Raw genomic sequence first — 15,885 nt, forward strand, 5'->3', positions numbered from 1 at the left:
GTTGAATTTCTCATTCTGAGAATCGCCCTGACAGTCATCGGGCGAGTCCCATGATTTTTTCACGCCAGTTTTCCATCGTGCGGGAATTTACCTTTTCCATTTGCTCCCAACGGTCCGGAATGTCATTTTTTATCGTCGCCAGAAGCTGACGTGCATTGGGATCGCTTTGGGCTTGTTGCTCCAGCCATAACAACCAGCGGTAATCGACAATGCCGTTCATCATGTCATACAGATCGTTGTGGATATCAGGCTCTTCCGGACAAGGATTAGCGGAAGGGTAGAGCATCTGCACATCAAACTCTCGTCCATCGGTAGGGTCGAATGGGTCTGCAGTGGGCATACGTCCGTGCCATTTCAAAAAGCCATCCGCACCGGTTCGCCACAGGTAGTATCCGGATGCCGCGCGGGCGTTAGAGAGGTTATAGAGCCATACTTCGCGGTCGTCTTTCTGCGTCTCTTTGACCTGATCCGCATCAATGCCAAAGCCGTCGTTCACTAAGACCAAGTCGAACATGGGAAGGTAGGCTTTATCATGATCACTGTTTAGGTGCCCAGCGAGCTTGGCGTCTGGGGCGAGCATGCTAAAGCTTCGGTGCATTTCCTTAAACAGATCAACATTGCCGGGATTGCTTGGTTCATCAGCAATCGACCAATAGGGTGTTGGCTGCAACCGCTGTTTATAGCGGGCTTCAATGTCTGCCACAACATTGGCAGCATTGCCTGTGCCTATGGACTGGCTGAGCCGTTTAGCCGGGGCGTAAGCCATCACGGAGCTAAAGCCCAGAACATTCAGGTTATCGGAAAGGTTATCGAATTCCTTTTGTGTTTCCTGATTGTGGGGTGTGGAATAAGGCGGAGAGATACCGGTCAGCCCGATTTTTCTCAGGAACTTCAAATCGCAGATCATTGCCATGTCACCAATGGGTGCCAGATCTTTGAACCAACCAAACTGCACCTGTTTTTCAAGGTAAATCCCGACGGGTTTGGTCAACGCAGGTAAGGCAACATCCAGAACAGAAACGGTGAACGGCGCTTTAAGGACTTTGCCCTGCATCATCACCTGCACTTCGCCGCGATAGTCACCGGGAGGCTGGTTGTCTGGTACATCAACTCGCACCATTAGCCGCCTTGGCAGCGCAACGCCTTGGTTTTCCGGCATCAATCCATGTCGGAGATAATCATCGTTGGGTGCCAGCAAGGTTGATGAAAGGTGGGTTCGGGTCAGTTGCCACTGGCTCCAGTGCCAACTGGCCGCCAAGGTTTGCTGTTCTTGGCTGGGTTGTCTGAGCAACACCATGGGAGCGCCGGGCAGGTTGCCTTGTTCGAACGCCATGGTGAATAACACGGGTGTTCCGGGAGCAGCACTGATTGTGTCCTTTTGAACCTGTAACCGCGGCTGCCCAGTTGGCCACTTTTTCCATGCTGCTACCGGCCAGTTTCTGTCCCACCAGAGTTTTCGTTGGCGGGTCAGCATATCCAATATCAGCGGGTTATCCGCAGGTGTTGCCAGCACACCGCTGACAAACTGTGCATCTGGGCTGTCGCCTTTGAGGGTGATCTTCACCGGATTGCCGTTACTGCTGGCACTAAAAGTGACACGGTCGCTTTTTCTGGCGCCAAAATGATCCCAACTGCTGCTTTCCGGTGAGACGGTCACGTCGCGAAGACCAAGGTAGACATTTTCAATCCAGTCCTTTGGAGAAAGACGTTGTCGGTAAACGGTTTTTCCATCCACTTGAATCTGGCGTTCCAGTGGATGGGGGAGAAACTCCCATTCACCTGCGTCGCGCAGCCAGAGGGTGATTTGCCATTCACCGGCAGGTAGTGGCAGTGTGAGGTTATCAATGCCACGGATGCCATCAAACGTTAAGGCGTCAGCAGCCTGCATGCGGGTACTTCTGTCCAGTGCATGAACTGAACGTCCGGTGACCAGCGGCGAGCCGGGTGACAAAGGCTGAAATCCAGGCCAAATCGCGCTTCCTTCTGGGCCTAAATCCCACGCAAAGATGTTTTTGCCCAATGGCTTGGGGGTAACAGCCTTGATGCTGGTCAGCGCAAAACCGCGCTCTGCACGTCCGGCAAAAACGATAATTTGCTCAAGACCTTGCAGATCTAATCGTCTACCTTCCGGGGTGCGCAAGCTGGCGAAAGGGACTTCCAGATTAAATTCACCGGGTGGTATGACTCGCTCGATGTTGGCGCGATCGGCATAACCCGGGTTTTTGGTGTCATCGGCTCGGATGACGGCGATAGCGTCGGTTTTCGAAAGGTTATTACCAGAAATCACCAGCATGCTGGTTTCCGAGATGTCTTGCAGTTCCGTGCTGTCGAGACGGAGGTTGGCCATCACCAATGAAGGACAAAGTAACAGCAAGGTGAGAATCCATGGCTTCATCTTTGTCACTCCATTATTTGGCTTCGATAACATTGCCGTCTTTGGGTGAAGGCAGTGCAGGGTGTTCCTGCTTCACGAATGGAATGCGCGTGAGTACCGGCGCACCTGTGATGGTTTCCAGTGTATCTATACGGCGAATGGTGGTGTCAGTCAGTTCCATGATGACGGCAAGCCCACAGCCAAGGAATACACCGCCCACCATGCCAGCGATGGCAAACACAATGATGGGGAGATTGCTTGGTGTGCTCGGTGAGTAGGGGCGGTCGATAATTTTGATCCGCTTATCTTGTTCGAACACGCCGAGAGAGCTGGTTAAACGTGCTTTTTCCTGACGTTCCAGTAACTCTTCAAACAACATACGCTTCACTTGCAGGTCACGCTCGAGCTTGCGGATTTGCTGCTCTTTCTCGCCGGACATATTGGTCTTTTCTTCCAGCTGGGTGATCATTTTTCGCAAGCTGGCCGTTTCCTCTTCCAGCGTTTCCACTTTGCTTCTTGCAGCCTGAAGGCTTTCTAGCTGGGAGATAAGCAAGGGTTGGGATTCACTGTCACCATTCATGCGTGCGCTGCTGGCAATATCCCAGAGCTGTGCAGTGTCAATGGTCTCGCGGGTTGATTCAACCAGTTGGGCACGTTGTTCTTCGAGGCGGCGCAGGTTCCTGAGCGCCGCCTGAACCAGGCTGTGTTGGTCGGTGTAACGCGCTTTCAGTAATGCCAGCTCGCTGCGAATTTTCACAATCTGATCTTCAATACTGCCTATCACCGGGTTGGTGCTGGAAAGTTGTTGGTCAAGGCCACCCAGACTCTTCTGTGCGCCGGCCATTTCGGCTTCCTTTTCGGAAAGGCGTTGCTTGAGCTGTTCGATACGGGCATAGTTTGCGACTTGGAGTTCCGGCAGACCATCAGCATGCTTGCTGCGAAAGTCAGCCAACGCCGCTTCTGCATCATCCAGTTCTTCGCGACGCTTATTGATGTGTTCTGAAAGGAAGAAGCTGGAGTCTTTCATGGAGGAGCGTTCCGGTGCTAAGAGCTCTTCCACCACATAATCGCTTACGGTTTCCAGCGTTTCTTTCATACCTTCTGGATCGTTAGAGCGGTAATCAATTCTGATCACGTCTTTACCAATGGTGACCATATTCAGCCCATTGGAAAGCCGTGCGATGACTTCATCGAGCTTTTGCGGTGAGTCGTCTTCGCCCACATAGCCTCGTTCAAGCGCGACCTTCCCCAAAATGTGGCGACTGTGCAGCAGGGTTTGTAAGCCACTGAAACGCTCTTTCATCTGGGCCGACACCGCGAGGTCCTCCAGAAAAGGGTTCATTTTTGAGGTTTCCTGAACCAGCATGCTGGTGTGCGAAATATACTGCTTTGGGCTCAGCAGGCCGATGGCAATCCCCATCAAAGGAAAGATGAGTATCGGCATCATAACCACATAGCGACGACGCCAAGCGCCATCGAGCAGGATCAGGAATTTGTAGGTCAAGGAGTTCATAGCGCATCCAACCAGTCAGCTAATTTTTCAGCTCGCGCATCCCAGGTATGAGGGCTGACCGCCGCTTGCTGGTGTGAATTGTTTTGCTTCTGCCCCGCACGTTCCAGTGCTGAGATCATTTCGTCCACATTATTAACGATAGACACATATCCACGATATTCACTGACAGCAGGGAAAGGTGTGCTAATCACCGGACGTCCCGTGGCGAGATATTCACGTAACTTCAGAGGGTTACACGCCTGAATCTGGCCGTTGTCGGTAAAAGGCAGCAAGCTGGCTGACCAATGTTGACTGTAACCAGGTAGTTCGTGGTGAGGGCGAGGGCCCATCAGGGTGACGTTATCGTGCTTTGCCAAGGTTTTGGCTTCGTCGCAGGCATGTCCGATGAAAACAAAATGCCAGTTTGGCAGTGCCTCAATGGTGCTGTGCAGCATGGGGTAATCCAGCCATTCAGACAGCGAGCCGTAGAAACCAGCGATGGGCTTACCATCATTAGGCAAGTCTTTAGCGCGGGGTGCCGGCGTAGAAAACAGTGAGTAGTCGACACCGTGTGGCAGCAGACGTGTGCGCATGGCAGGAAAACGTGTGTAGAGGGTTTCACTGGCAGCGAGGATGAGATCTGCTTTGTTCACCAATTCAGTTTCTCGTTCTGCCACGGTGTCGTGGTCGACACCCGCCAGCTTGGAAAAGTCGTCACCGCAATAATAAACCACCGACGACGCCCCCAGTTTGTCTGAAATATCCACTGCCGTTGGCAGAGAAGTCCAGAGGATTGGGTTGTGCAGGTTGGCTTTTTCAATGATAGGCAGCAGTTGGTTCATCAGCATACTGGATGCGATGGTTCTGCCGAAACGGGTGCGCGGTGCAGGCAGCGTTGATGGATTCACCAAGGTGAAGTTCGCAGGCAAGCTTGCCTCACTTTTTGCTGCAGTTGGAAGCGATTTTGCGGTGAGCTTTCTCCACGCCCGACGCACATCGTTCATGGTGAGTGTTGGTCGGCGAAGGCCGATGGAGTTGACCCAAACCACTTTGCGCTGTTCCGAAAGACGACGGATAAGGTGCTGGGTGCTTGAAGGCAAACCGCCCCAGTCTTCACCGAAAACAATCAAATCGCGGCTCATCGTTTCATCTCCTCATCCGTGAGTGGACGAATCACTTTTGCTGGCACACCGCCAGCGACAACAAAGGGTGGCAGGTCGTGAGTGACCACGCTGCCAGCGGCGACAATAGTGCCTCGGCCGATGGTGACACCAGCCATCACAGAGACACCGGTCGCCAGCCAAACATCCTGTTCCAAAATGACATCGCCCACTTGGCTGTCGAGTTCAGACATGCCTGCGGCGCGGTCTTCTGCATTGACAGGGTGCCCGGGATAGCCAGCGATAAAAGCACGGCCTGCGATGCGAACGTTGTCGCCTAACACCACTTTGGAGCCAACTGCGATGGTGGTTTGCCAGCCGATATCAATATTGCTGCCCATGATCAGCTCTGGTTGGCTGTTACCGCTGGTGCGGCCCGAGATGGTGGATTGCCCTGATACGCGGCAGTCATCACCCATGGAGATAGAAACCGGACCGCTGACGAAAGGCATACCACCGTAGAGATACAAACCACGACCGACATGCTGCAGGCGACCCTTGAATACCGGTGTCCACCACAGAGCGCGAGTCAGGCTGCCCCACAGGGCCTGAATCACGACCGTGATTTTGTAGAGTGGTACAACAATGAGTTTTGGTGCTGGCATGCTCATCTGGAGCATGCCTTTCAGCATTTTGAACAGGCCGCGAGCGACAGGGCTCGGGCTGTGCTTTAACCAATGTCGGGTAGCTTGCATGTTCATGATGATTACTCCACGGTCACTGATTTCGCGAGGTTACGTGGTTGGTCAACGTCGGTGCCTTTCAGCACAGCAACGTGATACGCCAGCAACTGCAAAGGCAGGGTGTAAAGCACGGGCATCAGGATGGGGTCGCAATCCGGCATCTCAATCGCATGGGTAATGTGGTCTGATGCCAATTCGATACCCTCGTGGTTACTGATCAGAATCACTTTGGCGCCACGTGCGGCCACTTCGCGAAGGTTCGAGAGTGTTTTCGCCATCATTGGGCCCGGAGGCGCAACCAATACTACAGGCATGCTTTCATCAATCAGGGCAATAGGGCCGTGTTTCAGCTCGCCTGCCGGATAAGCTTCAGCGTGGATGTAGCTGATCTCTTTGAGCTTCAGCGCGCCTTCCTGAGCCAGAGGGAAACCTGTTCCGCGGCCGAGGAAGAGTGCATGCTCAGATTGCATCATGGAAGCAGCGACAGACTTAAGGGACGCCAGTTGGTCAATCACATTAGATAAGCCTACCGGTAGGCTGAACAGCGCCTTGGTCGCCGCTTTTTCGGCTGCGACATCCAGTCGGCCACTGGCTTTTGCCATGCGTAGGGCGGTCAGCAGCAGAACCATCAACTGTCCGGTGAAGGCTTTGGTTGAAGCCACACCAATCTCAGCGCCAGCCAGCGTGCGCAGGAAGCAGTCACTTTCAGCAGCCATGGTGCTGGTATCAACATTAAGCAGAGACATACAAGATAAGCCCTGCTCTTTGGTGTAACGAAGCGCGGCGAGGGTGTCAGCTGTTTCGCCGGATTGGCTGATAAACAGCGACAGTGTGTTTGGTGACAGTGGAGATTCGCGGTAGCGATATTCAGACGCAACATCCACCTCAACGGGAATCGCTGCGAATTGTTCGAACCAGGTGCGGGCAACCATACCTGCATAATAAGAGGTGCCGCAGGCAACGATAGAAAGACGGTCAAAGCGTTCCAGATTGGCTGGGAACATTTCATCTTTCAGCGTAAATGTCGCGTTGTCACAGTAATGGTTCAACGTATTGCGAACCACTTCTGGTTGCTGGTGGATTTCCTTCAGCATGTAATGACGATAGCCCTGCTTGCCTTGGTCGTGTTCGGAGACCTGCAGTGCTTTCATTTCTCTGTGCGTGGTTTCGCCATCGGTGGTGGTGATCACCAAGCCATCGACGCTTACTTTGGCAACATCACCGTCTTCCAGCAGGCAGAGGTTGCGTGCAACACTCGCTAAAGCAATCGAATCAGATGAAATAAAGTGACCCGCTGCGCCCTGACCAATCACCAATGGACTGTCGAGACGTGCGGCATAAACCGTGTTTGGCTCAGAAGCGAAGATGACTGCAATCGCAAAGCTGCCTTCCAACGTGGCGACAGCTTCTCGCAGCGCAGCTTCTGGTGACAATCCTTTATCAAGGTTGCGGGTAATGAGCAGCGGGATGCACTCGCTGTCGGTTTCGCTGTTAAAGCAATAACCATCACTTTCCAGATCGGCTTTCAGTGCACTGTAGTTTTCGATGATGCCGTTATGAACCACCGCAACTTTAGGTGTCATGTGCGGGTGGGCATTGGACTCGGAAGGTGCACCGTGGGTCGCCCAACGGGTATGGGCAATGCCCACAAAGCCTTCTAATGGATGCTCTTTCAGCAGTGAGCTCAAAGCATCAAGTTTGCCCGGTGCACGGCGACGTTGTAATCCGGTTCGTTGTGCGATCACCAGACCACTGGAGTCATATCCGCGATATGACAGGGCACGAAGCCCACCCACTAATGCTGAGGTGACTGACGTTTCTGAAACAGCTGCGAAGATTCCACACATAATCGTTCTCCTTGGTTTTCTTTTCCGCTCATTAATGAGCGCCTTTTCCAAGAAGAGAGCACTAACTGTGCCAAGATGTAATGGTTTAATTTTCAGACAGATAGAGTAAAACGCCGTGCGATAAAACGGCGTTTTCTCATTATGAAAGTCAGATTAATCAAATTGACGCTTAGTTTGCTGTTTGCCTTTTCATCGCCTGAATGGAAAATTTTGGTAGCAGGCTGAAGCGTTGTGCCAGCAGTACCATAGAACCTATCGCCATCATCAGTAGCATAAGGCGTGCGATGTCTGACCATTCATAAGTGGAAACGTAAAGCCAGAAGAAGCAAAAACCACCGCAGAAGAGCAAGGCCGTTAATGGGTAAGGCAGATGGTAAAGGTGCTGGCTCACAGCATAGAACAACACAAACCTAAGACCTTGGGTAAAGGTGAGTGCCATTAGCACACCCATCACGCCGTAGCTGTTGCCCCACCAAATCAAGGTACCCACAGCAACCAGAGCTGACACCACATTAATCGCCATTTGACCATAAGTGGTGTCTCCGGCGAAGCTGCCAAGATTGACCAGTTCAGCCAGCTCTTTGAACAATGCTGCAATGATTAGAAAGACGGTGAAAGTCGCAGCGAGTTGATAGGTATCAGGGAGTAACCAAGTAATGGCGAGTGGGGCCAAAAAGGCAACCATCACAGAAATGAGCATCACTGCGGTAAGTCCAAAACAGGTATAACGTGTCGCTGTTTCGCGTCCGTTGACGTCATAAAGCACATCGAAGCGTTTTGGCATCCACCACATACCGAAAGGTTGCAGTAAAAGCACCACTGCCAGCCCGAATTTCGCGGCGACACCAAACTGTGCTACCTCTTCGAGAGAACTGACTTCTGCCAGTACCCAGCGATCGAAACCGTTCATGGTGAAAGCCATCAGGCCGCTCGCCATGATAGGAATGCTGTAGATGAGTGATTGCTTCGCAACAGGCATGGAAAACGCCAATCCCGTTTCACGAACCTGAATCACAAACAGAATCACCGCCTGTACGGCAGCCGCAATGATCCCGGCTTCCAATACGCCATCGATGCCTCGGCCTGAAAGCAGCATCACCACAGTGAGAGCCGCTTGCAGCAGGGCACGGCCAACGGCGACGGAGAAGAAGGTGAAGGCACGATTCTGCATGCGAATCCAACCGAGCGGTACAGCGATACAACCCTCCAGCGCCAGCATCAAAAGTACCAGACGCAGTTGATAGGTGGTGAGCCCACCGGGAACCATACTGTCGAGCCAAGCCGCCAGTGACCAGGATAAAGGGATCACCACAGCGCAGATAATCAAAGTGAGCGTGAAGATTCGTGCGGACATGGTGAGCCGTTCTGCCTCGGATTTACAACGCCCGACAAAGCGATACAAGGCGTCTTCAAGTCCCAAACCAACCAGAATGCTGCCGAGGGCGGCGATACTGCTGACAATCTCCAATTTCCCGAATTCAGCTTGAGGCAACTGATGGGTAATAAAGGGCAGCATCAGCAGAGAGATCCCTCTCATCAATGCCATGCTGCTGCCATACAGCAGGGTTTGTTTCATCATTGGCGATAACGCTTTCATCCTTGAACCTCATCGCGGGCGAGCGTGGCTTCATTGCGTGCGCTTTGTTGAGTGAGTGCGTCACAAATGGCGGAGAAGCAAAGTTCGGCGCGGTATTGACGCGCAATTTGGAACGCTTCCTCGCCCAACTCTTTCAGTGACTGCATGTTCTGCTGCGCTTTAGCCAGTGTACGGGCAAGATCCGCTTCATCGTCCGGCAAGTATTTCAGGCAGTTTTCGCCATCAGTCAGTTGGGTGTCCCAGTAGGCACCATCGGAAGGAATGATGACGCACATACCCGCAGCCATGGCTTCGAGAATGGATAAACCGAAAGGTTCTTTGGTGCTGGTGGAGACAAAAATATTGCTGTGCGCGCGAATGGCATCCAACTGTTCAGGCGCTTCATGCCAGAACACTTTTGTGATGCACTGTGGCGCGTTGCTGACCGCAAGATTAGTCTGTTTGGGGTGGATAAAGCAGATGTGCGTTTCCGGGCGTTCAGACGGTGTCATGTGCGACAGTGCTTTGGTTAATGTGTCCAACCCTTTCCATTTCAGGAGAGAAGCCGCCCAGAACAATACCGCATAGTCATATTGGCATCGGGTTGGCCAAAGCGCCTTAGGCAGACCATTTCTGAAAGTCTGGAATTGAGGAAAGGCGGAAACATCTTCCAACGAGCCTGTTGCACTGATGGCGTGGTTTAACGAATCCCGCGTGGAGTCAAGATAATAGACTTCATCGGCGGACAGTAAGCAGCGGCCAATGGTTTTTGAGCGTGCAACCGGGCCATGTACCATTTGCACCAGACGGTAACCCAGCAGAAAACGGGCGAGGTAAAGGCCAAGGTCGACGCCCGGGCCTGATGCTGCGAGCGCCGTATCCATTCTTCCAACAAACAATCTTAGCCAAAGTAATTGCAGGGCAATCAGAAAATGACGGGCGAAGTAGCTTAAACCCTGTTCGGTTTTTTTCAGTTGCTTTGGCATGTACAAGGTTTTTACGTACGCCTGCGTTTTCGCCCAGGTGTCAGGGTCAGATGTCAGAATCGAAATGCGAACCGGCTTTGATTCCAACTGGCTAAGGATATGTTTGGTGGATACCTTAGAGCCGCCCGCAAAAGGGATCGGGTCAAGAATCACGATATGCTTTAAACGTTTCATTACACGGCCTCCGAAGGTTGACGGCGGAATTTGCGAACAAAGTTCAGTGACGCCTTAACAGGAGGCACAAATTGCCATTGGCTGGTCCAACGGGCGGTCATGCTTGGATTAGTCAGCAGTGATTGATATAGGGCTTCAAAGCGTTGGGTATGTTGAGTGATGGTGAATTCCGCCATCACGCGGCGATAGCCATCCTGCGAAAATTGCAGGCTTTGCTCTGGATTCGTAAACAGATGGTAAGCCGCTTTTGCAATAGCATGGGCATTGTCGGGTTCAACAAGAATGCCGGTTTTCTGATGGGCGATCACGCCTGGAATACCGCCCACTCGTGGAGCAACAACCGGTAAACCAGCGAGGTTTGCTTCCGCGAGGGTTAAGCCGAACACTTCTTCTCTCGCGCCGGAAAGATACACATCCGCACCGCCACGCATCAGGCCGACGACGTTTTCCTGTTCGCCAATCAGGTGAATGCGATCCTTCATGCCGGCTTCTGCAATCTGGCTTTCCAGTGCCGCGCGTTCACTGCCTTCACCGATAACAACGAGGTGGGCTGGCAAGCGCAATTCCCGCATCTGGCGGCAGGCTTCAATCAGCAAATCGACGCCTTTGCGGTGAATGAGTGAGCACACAGTCACGGCAACGAAAGCATGGTAAGGAATGCCGCATTTCTTGCGTAAATCCTCAACTGGCTGGCTCAACAGTTTTTGAGTGTCGATGCCATTGGGAATGACCTGACAGCGATCTTTGTTCGCGCCGTCGCTCAGCAATTGGTCCACCACAGGTTGGCTGACACCAACGGCCATGCTGGCATGATGAAAACCGAGTGTAATACGATCACGCAGTGGATAGCGGGAGTGTAGGTGAAGTACCAAAGGTAATTTGCGGGCTCTGGCAACCAGATTCAGCCACTGTGATGGGGCACCACTGTTTGAATGCAGAAGAGAAATGTTGTGCTTATCAACAATACGAAGGCCTTCGTTGACCAACTTGGTGTAACCGACCACGTCCCACTTGGGCGCTTGTTCCCCGAACAGCAAAGTAAAGTTGCTGACGTAAACCGGAATATCGAGTTGGCGAACCTGTTCAGCCAATGCTTCATTGTTACACCAGAGCACAGGTGCAAACGCAGATTTATCGAGGTGGGTCAGCAGGTCGATCAGACAACGTTCGCTGCCACGAATCCAGTTATCACCATAATGCACAAAAAGTACGTTCTGACGGGTTTGTTGAGTTTGCAGTGATGCGTTCATTATTCTTCCTCCAGCCCTTTTGGCGATGAATGCGCCGGACTTGTGTATATGAGTGTGATTGCAAAGAACGCACCAATTTTTAAGTGATTGAAATGAAAGAGCTTGAGTGCTTTTCTCGCCTCAGGCTCAGTGGTTTCTTTCATTTTGAGAGTCAGATTAAAGGGAATATACCCAAACGACCTGAAGATGCAGGATTCAGCGAGATTGACTGGCGTTGTGATCGCGGCGTTCCTTTGCAGGTGTAGTCACCTCCATCAAAAAGGAACAACAAAGAGCATGGCGTCAGTCAACTCGCCCGAAGGGAGGTCATCAATGCGCCCACTTCTTCGTTAAATTCCACGGAAATAGAACGACTATTCCTCGCGAAATTTGCCTCGAATTGAACGCATTGATGGCCTCTGAATACGAGCATCTTCAGGTCGTTTGGGTATAAGCCTTCAGCAATTTCGGAACGACAGCTTCAGCGGAGTAACGCTCTTTAATGGTTGAAATCGCGTTGATTTGCCACGTTGAACGCTTTTGCGGATCGCTGTTTCGCCAGTCATGCACCACATCGACCATGGATGTCACGTCCCCTTGTTTCAGCAACCAACCATTTTTATCGTGCTGGATGAGCTTATCGAGCGCACCGACATTGAAAGCGGCCACCGGAATCCCCCGCGCCATGGCTTCAAGCGATGACATAGGGAGACCTTCAGCGCGGGACGGCAACACCAACAGCCCAATGCGCGGCCAGACCCTTCTCATGTCTGTCTGAGCGCCATGGAACACCACGTTAGCAGGTGCAGACTTTTCAAGATCCTTACGCATGGGGCCATCGCCATAAATGTGGAAGTCCATATAAGGAAAGTGTTTGGCAAGCAACACGAAACGGTCAGGCGCTTTTTCTTTGCTGAGGCGACCGACAAAGGCAATCTCTTCGCCGGATGATAAAGAGAGGTCTTTGGTATTAACAAAGTTGTCCGACAGTTCAGCAGGGCAGGGGATCGTTGACAGAATGGGCGTGCTGACAGCGAACACTTTGTCGGCCAAAAAAGCGGTATGACGGTCAAACCAGTCGTACATTTTCATCTTTCCTTGCTTTTCTTCGCCGCTGTGGAAGGTGCTTGCGCAAGTGATACCCATCATCTTACACATAGGGCGAACCAGAATGCCGGCTTTGTAACCATGGGTATGAATAACATCAGGCTTGTGCTTGCGTATTTGACGCCAGAGGGTTGTCAGACGTCCGTCTAGCACCTCACACTGGAGACCTGCATAAAGGAGGCGGCGTTGGACAGGATGGCTGCCGTAGTTATTGAGAAAGACCACAGTCACTTCATTCCGCGCACTGTTCAAGCCAAGCGCCAGGTGCTCTACGTGAGACTCGATACCGCCGAAACCGCGACTGTCCAATATTAACCAAATCTTCTTCGTTTCCATTTTTACCACCCATTTCCAATGAAAAAAGTGAAAAGACCCTACAGAAAGCCTTTCAGCAAACTTAGTGCCAGTGTGCTAACTCATTGAAATAGCGAAGAGGGCGTTATTACGCAGTGTGTGCAAGGTGTTGAAATTCATCAAAATGAGAAAAGGAGAAAACGGAATTAGTCAAACCGCATGTCAAAATGACGAAATGATACGAGCCCACTTCTTTCTCACAAAGATAGAAAGAGGTGGTGGCTTGTTGGTGATGGAAGAATTCTATCAATGGCAATAACGTGAAATGATTTTATATCCATGTTTTTATTAAATAATCTATCGAATTTGAGTCGTCTTTCTTTCTAAAATGACCCTCGGTTCAGAAAATCTGGCAAACCCTTTGCAGAGAGTGCCGATAGAATCTCGAAACGGACAGAGGTCTTTATGGCAAGTTATTTAGTGACAGGCGGATGCGGATTTATCGGCTCCCACTTAGTTGAATCGCTTCTGGCAGAGGGTCATCATGTCAGGGTCGTCGACAACCTCTCAACGGGCTACCGCAACAACGTTCCACGACACTGTGAACTTCGTGTTGCTGATATCTGCCAGCCGGGTGTGCTGGAAGAGGCGATGAAAGAAATGGATGGTTGCTTTCACCTCGCCGCCATCGCTTCTGTTGAGCGCTCAAATGAAGAGTGGATAGAAACCCATCAGGTGAACCTGACCGCCAGCATTCGTGTGTTTGAGGCTGCCCGCGCAGCTAAGACGCCTGTCGTCTACGCGTCTTCTGCTGCTGTATATGGCGATAACGCTGATATGCCTCTGTCAGAGCGCTCGATCCCCCGACCATTGACCGCCTACGGCGCAGATAAGCTGGGCTCAGAACTTCACGCCAGAGTGGCTTCCATGGTTCATGGTGTTCCGACAGCGGGAATGCGCTTTTTCAATGTGTTTGGGCCTAGACAGGATCCTAAATCGCCTTATTCCGGCGTGATTTCTATCTTCGCCGATAGAATCATGGCCTCTCAACCCCTGACAATTTTTGGCGATGGCGAGCAAACACGCGATTTCATTTATGTTGGCGATGTGGTCCGTTTCCTCCGTGGTGCGATGCAGAGTATCTCCACGACACCTGAGGTCTTTAATGTATGCCGTGGTGAAGCGCTTTCCGTTAACCAACTTGCCAATACCTTGATGACCTTAACGGGGATCAAAGTCAGTGTCTCCTACCTGACAGCGCGAAAAGGTGATATCCGTACCTCGATTGGCAGCCCCATGCATGCCCAAAAAGAGCTGCGTCTGGTAGCGAAAACCTCAGTCACGCAAGGGCTGAGAGAGTTGATTGATTACCTCAACGAAGACGGTGAACGCTCGGTGGGATAGCTCGGCAATCTCAATAAGATTCGGAAAGAACAACGCCGCATATATGCGGCGTTGTTTTTGGTTTGAAGGGAGAAATGTTGATCAGACTTCGTCGGTTTCCCAAGCCTGTTTTTTCCGATAAAGCGTTGAAGGGCTGATTTGCAATAGAACGGCGGCCTTCAACACGTTCCCATCACAATAGGCGATGGTTTTCTGAATGGCTTCCCGCTCAATCTCGCTCAGTGGACGAATGTCAGAATCAGGTGCTGCGTCTTCGTCCGATCTATCCTCAATAAATTCGGCTTTTACAGGCTCAATCGGTTTCATGGTTTTGGTGATGGATCGGATTTCCTGAACGCTCAAGGTTTCATTCAAAGGTGGCGGTAACTGTTTTATGGTAACCGCCTCCCCATCATGAAGAACCACTACATTTCGAACCACATTCTGCAACTGGCGGACGTTGCCCGGCCAGGGGTAATGGCGCAGCACGACTTCTGCCTCGGGGGAAAAACGGGAGAAGAGTTTTCCTTCTTCCTTGGCGTAAGAAACCAGGAAGCTGGTGGCGATGGAAAGAATGTCATCGCCCCGCTCGCGAAGGGGGGGCATGGCGAGTGGTACCACGTGGAGACGGTAGTATAAATCTTCGCGGAAACGACCTTCTGCCACTTCTTTCATTGGGTCGCGGTTGGTTGCACACAAAAAGCGAATGTCTACGCTCTCTTCTTTGCTGGCACCGACTTTCTGATAACGTCCCGTTTGGATAAATCTCAGCAGTTTTTTCTGCAGTTCTAAATCCATTTCGCAGATCTCATCAAGGAACAGGGTGCCGCCATTGGCTTGTGCCGCCGCTCCCTTTCTGTCACTGCTCGCGCCGGTAAAAGCCCCTTTGATATGACCGAAAATTTCGCTCTCCATCAAATCGTGAGGAATAGCGCCGCAGTTCAATGCAACAAATGGTTCATCTGCACGAGGGCTCTGGTTATGAATGGCTTCTGCGCATACTTCTTTCCCGGTACCGCTTTCCCCTGTGATAAAAACCGTGGCTTTGCTTGGGGCGGCAGAGTCGATAATGCGGTAAACGTTCTGCATAGGCAGGCTGGCACCGATAAAACCATGATAGGTCTGCCGCTCAAAGCTGCTTTGTAGGTCTTCCACCAAACCTTGAAGACGTGCGTGCTCTAATTGATTCTTAATGGTTGTTTTGAGCCTTTCTGCACTGACCGGTTTTTCGAGAAAATCCACCGCGCCTTGGCGCATCAAATCGACGGCGGTATTTAGCGTGCCGTGACTGGTGACGATGATAACGGAAGAAGGAATCCCCTGTTTTTTAATCCACTGCAGGATTTCTTCCCCAGGCATATCAGGCAGTTTCAGGTCGAGCAAAATCAGGTGGGGCGTGCATTCCTGGAGGTAATCGAGCGCCGCCTGACCGGTTTCGACGCAGGCCAGTTCAACAGACTCGTTGGCCAGATATTGTTTGTAGAGGTTAGCGAGTGGTAGCGAGTCTTCAATGATCAGGACGCGGTACGTTGACTTCATGTGGGCTTTTTCCTCTTTGTGACCGTCGGCTTAGCACGGCA

At 51.7% G+C, this 15,885-nt stretch carries 11 protein-coding genes; 1 reads left to right on the plus strand and 10 read right to left on the minus strand.

Features of this window, described 5'->3' with window-relative positions; all coding sequences use genetic code 11:
• Positions 1–34: 34 nt before the first annotated feature.
• From D515_RS15230 to D515_RS15270, 9 genes are all read right to left on the minus strand, one after another.
• Positions 35–2,395 carry a hypothetical protein gene (locus tag D515_RS15230; RefSeq protein WP_002539849.1) on the minus strand — a complete coding sequence of 787 codons (2,361 nt, stop codon included), beginning with the start codon at positions 2,393–2,395 and terminating at the stop codon, positions 35–37.
• Positions 2,396–2,408: 13 nt separating this feature from the next.
• Positions 2,409–3,887 carry a GumC family protein gene (locus tag D515_RS15235; protein ID WP_002539850.1) on the minus strand — a complete coding sequence of 493 codons (1,479 nt, stop codon included), beginning with the start codon at positions 3,885–3,887 and terminating at the stop codon, positions 2,409–2,411.
• Positions 3,884–5,008, minus strand: coding sequence for a glycosyltransferase (locus D515_RS15240; RefSeq protein WP_002539852.1), 1,125 nt, complete (start codon positions 5,006–5,008; stop codon positions 3,884–3,886). Before D515_RS15240 ends, D515_RS15235 begins: the two co-directional genes overlap by 4 nt.
• Positions 5,005–5,727, minus strand: coding sequence for an acyltransferase (locus D515_RS15245; protein WP_002539854.1), 723 nt, complete (start codon positions 5,725–5,727; stop codon positions 5,005–5,007). The genes D515_RS15240 and D515_RS15245 overlap by 4 nt, the downstream gene beginning before the upstream one ends.
• Positions 5,728–5,732: 5 nt before the next feature.
• Positions 5,733–7,556: a glutamine--fructose-6-phosphate transaminase (isomerizing) gene (gene glmS / locus D515_RS15250; RefSeq protein WP_002539856.1), complete on the minus strand. Its 1,824-nt coding sequence runs from the start codon at positions 7,554–7,556 to the stop codon at positions 5,733–5,735.
• Between the two features lie 169 nt (positions 7,557–7,725).
• Positions 7,726–9,153, minus strand: coding sequence for a lipopolysaccharide biosynthesis protein (locus tag D515_RS15255; RefSeq protein WP_002539858.1), 1,428 nt, complete (start codon positions 9,151–9,153; stop codon positions 7,726–7,728).
• Positions 9,150–10,292 carry a glycosyltransferase family 4 protein gene (locus tag D515_RS15260; protein ID WP_002539859.1) on the minus strand — a complete coding sequence of 381 codons (1,143 nt, stop codon included), beginning with the start codon at positions 10,290–10,292 and terminating at the stop codon, positions 9,150–9,152. Before D515_RS15260 ends, D515_RS15255 begins: the two co-directional genes overlap by 4 nt.
• Complete coding sequence (locus D515_RS15265; RefSeq protein ID WP_002539860.1) at positions 10,292–11,542, minus strand: glycosyltransferase; 1,251 nt, start codon at positions 11,540–11,542, stop codon at positions 10,292–10,294. Before D515_RS15265 ends, D515_RS15260 begins: the two co-directional genes overlap by 1 nt.
• 414 nt (positions 11,543–11,956) lie before the next feature.
• The gene (locus D515_RS15270) at positions 11,957–12,964 is read right to left on the minus strand and encodes a glycosyltransferase family 4 protein (RefSeq protein WP_039850176.1); all 1,008 of its coding nucleotides are present in this window, start codon (positions 12,962–12,964) and stop codon (positions 11,957–11,959) included.
• A gap of 423 nt (positions 12,965–13,387) precedes the next feature.
• On the opposite strand from D515_RS15270, the gene D515_RS15275 reads away from it, so the two are divergent.
• Positions 13,388–14,326 (plus strand): NAD-dependent epimerase/dehydratase family protein, encoded by a 939-nt coding sequence (locus D515_RS15275; protein WP_002539864.1) that lies wholly within the window; start codon positions 13,388–13,390, stop codon positions 14,324–14,326.
• Between the two features lie 81 nt (positions 14,327–14,407).
• Here the strand turns inward: D515_RS15275 and D515_RS15280 are convergent, their stop codons facing one another.
• On the minus strand, positions 14,408–15,844 hold the full coding sequence (locus D515_RS15280; RefSeq protein ID WP_002539866.1) for a sigma-54-dependent transcriptional regulator: 1,437 nt from the start codon (positions 15,842–15,844) through the stop codon (positions 14,408–14,410).
• Positions 15,845–15,885: the final 41 nt, after the last annotated feature.

Origin of the sequence: Grimontia indica (assembly GCF_000333895.2) — a bacterium.
Lineage (GTDB): Bacteria > Pseudomonadota > Gammaproteobacteria > Enterobacterales > Vibrionaceae > Enterovibrio > Enterovibrio indicus.

What these genes read in the sequence shown, in the direction of transcription:
- D515_RS15230 (WP_002539849.1), bottom strand. Translation starts at nt 2,395, where the DNA reads ATGAAGCCATGGATTCTCACCTTGCTGTTACTTTGTCCTTCATTGGTG.
- D515_RS15235 (WP_002539850.1), bottom strand. Translation starts at nt 3,887, where the DNA reads ATGAACTCCTTGACCTACAAATTCCTGATCCTGCTCGATGGCGCTTGG.
- D515_RS15240 (WP_002539852.1), bottom strand. Translation starts at nt 5,008, where the DNA reads ATGAGCCGCGATTTGATTGTTTTCGGTGAAGACTGGGGCGGTTTGCCT.
- D515_RS15245 (WP_002539854.1), bottom strand. Translation starts at nt 5,727, where the DNA reads ATGAACATGCAAGCTACCCGACATTGGTTAAAGCACAGCCCGAGCCCT.
- glmS (WP_002539856.1), bottom strand. Translation starts at nt 7,556, where the DNA reads ATGTGTGGAATCTTCGCAGCTGTTTCAGAAACGTCAGTCACCTCAGCA.
- D515_RS15255 (WP_002539858.1), bottom strand. Translation starts at nt 9,153, where the DNA reads ATGAAAGCGTTATCGCCAATGATGAAACAAACCCTGCTGTATGGCAGC.
- D515_RS15260 (WP_002539859.1), bottom strand. Translation starts at nt 10,292, where the DNA reads ATGAAACGTTTAAAGCATATCGTGATTCTTGACCCGATCCCTTTTGCG.
- D515_RS15265 (WP_002539860.1), bottom strand. Translation starts at nt 11,542, where the DNA reads ATGAACGCATCACTGCAAACTCAACAAACCCGTCAGAACGTACTTTTT.
- D515_RS15270 (WP_039850176.1), bottom strand. Translation starts at nt 12,964, where the DNA reads ATGGAAACGAAGAAGATTTGGTTAATATTGGACAGTCGCGGTTTCGGC.
- D515_RS15275 (WP_002539864.1), top strand. Translation starts at nt 13,388, where the DNA reads ATGGCAAGTTATTTAGTGACAGGCGGATGCGGATTTATCGGCTCCCAC.
- D515_RS15280 (WP_002539866.1), bottom strand. Translation starts at nt 15,844, where the DNA reads ATGAAGTCAACGTACCGCGTCCTGATCATTGAAGACTCGCTACCACTC.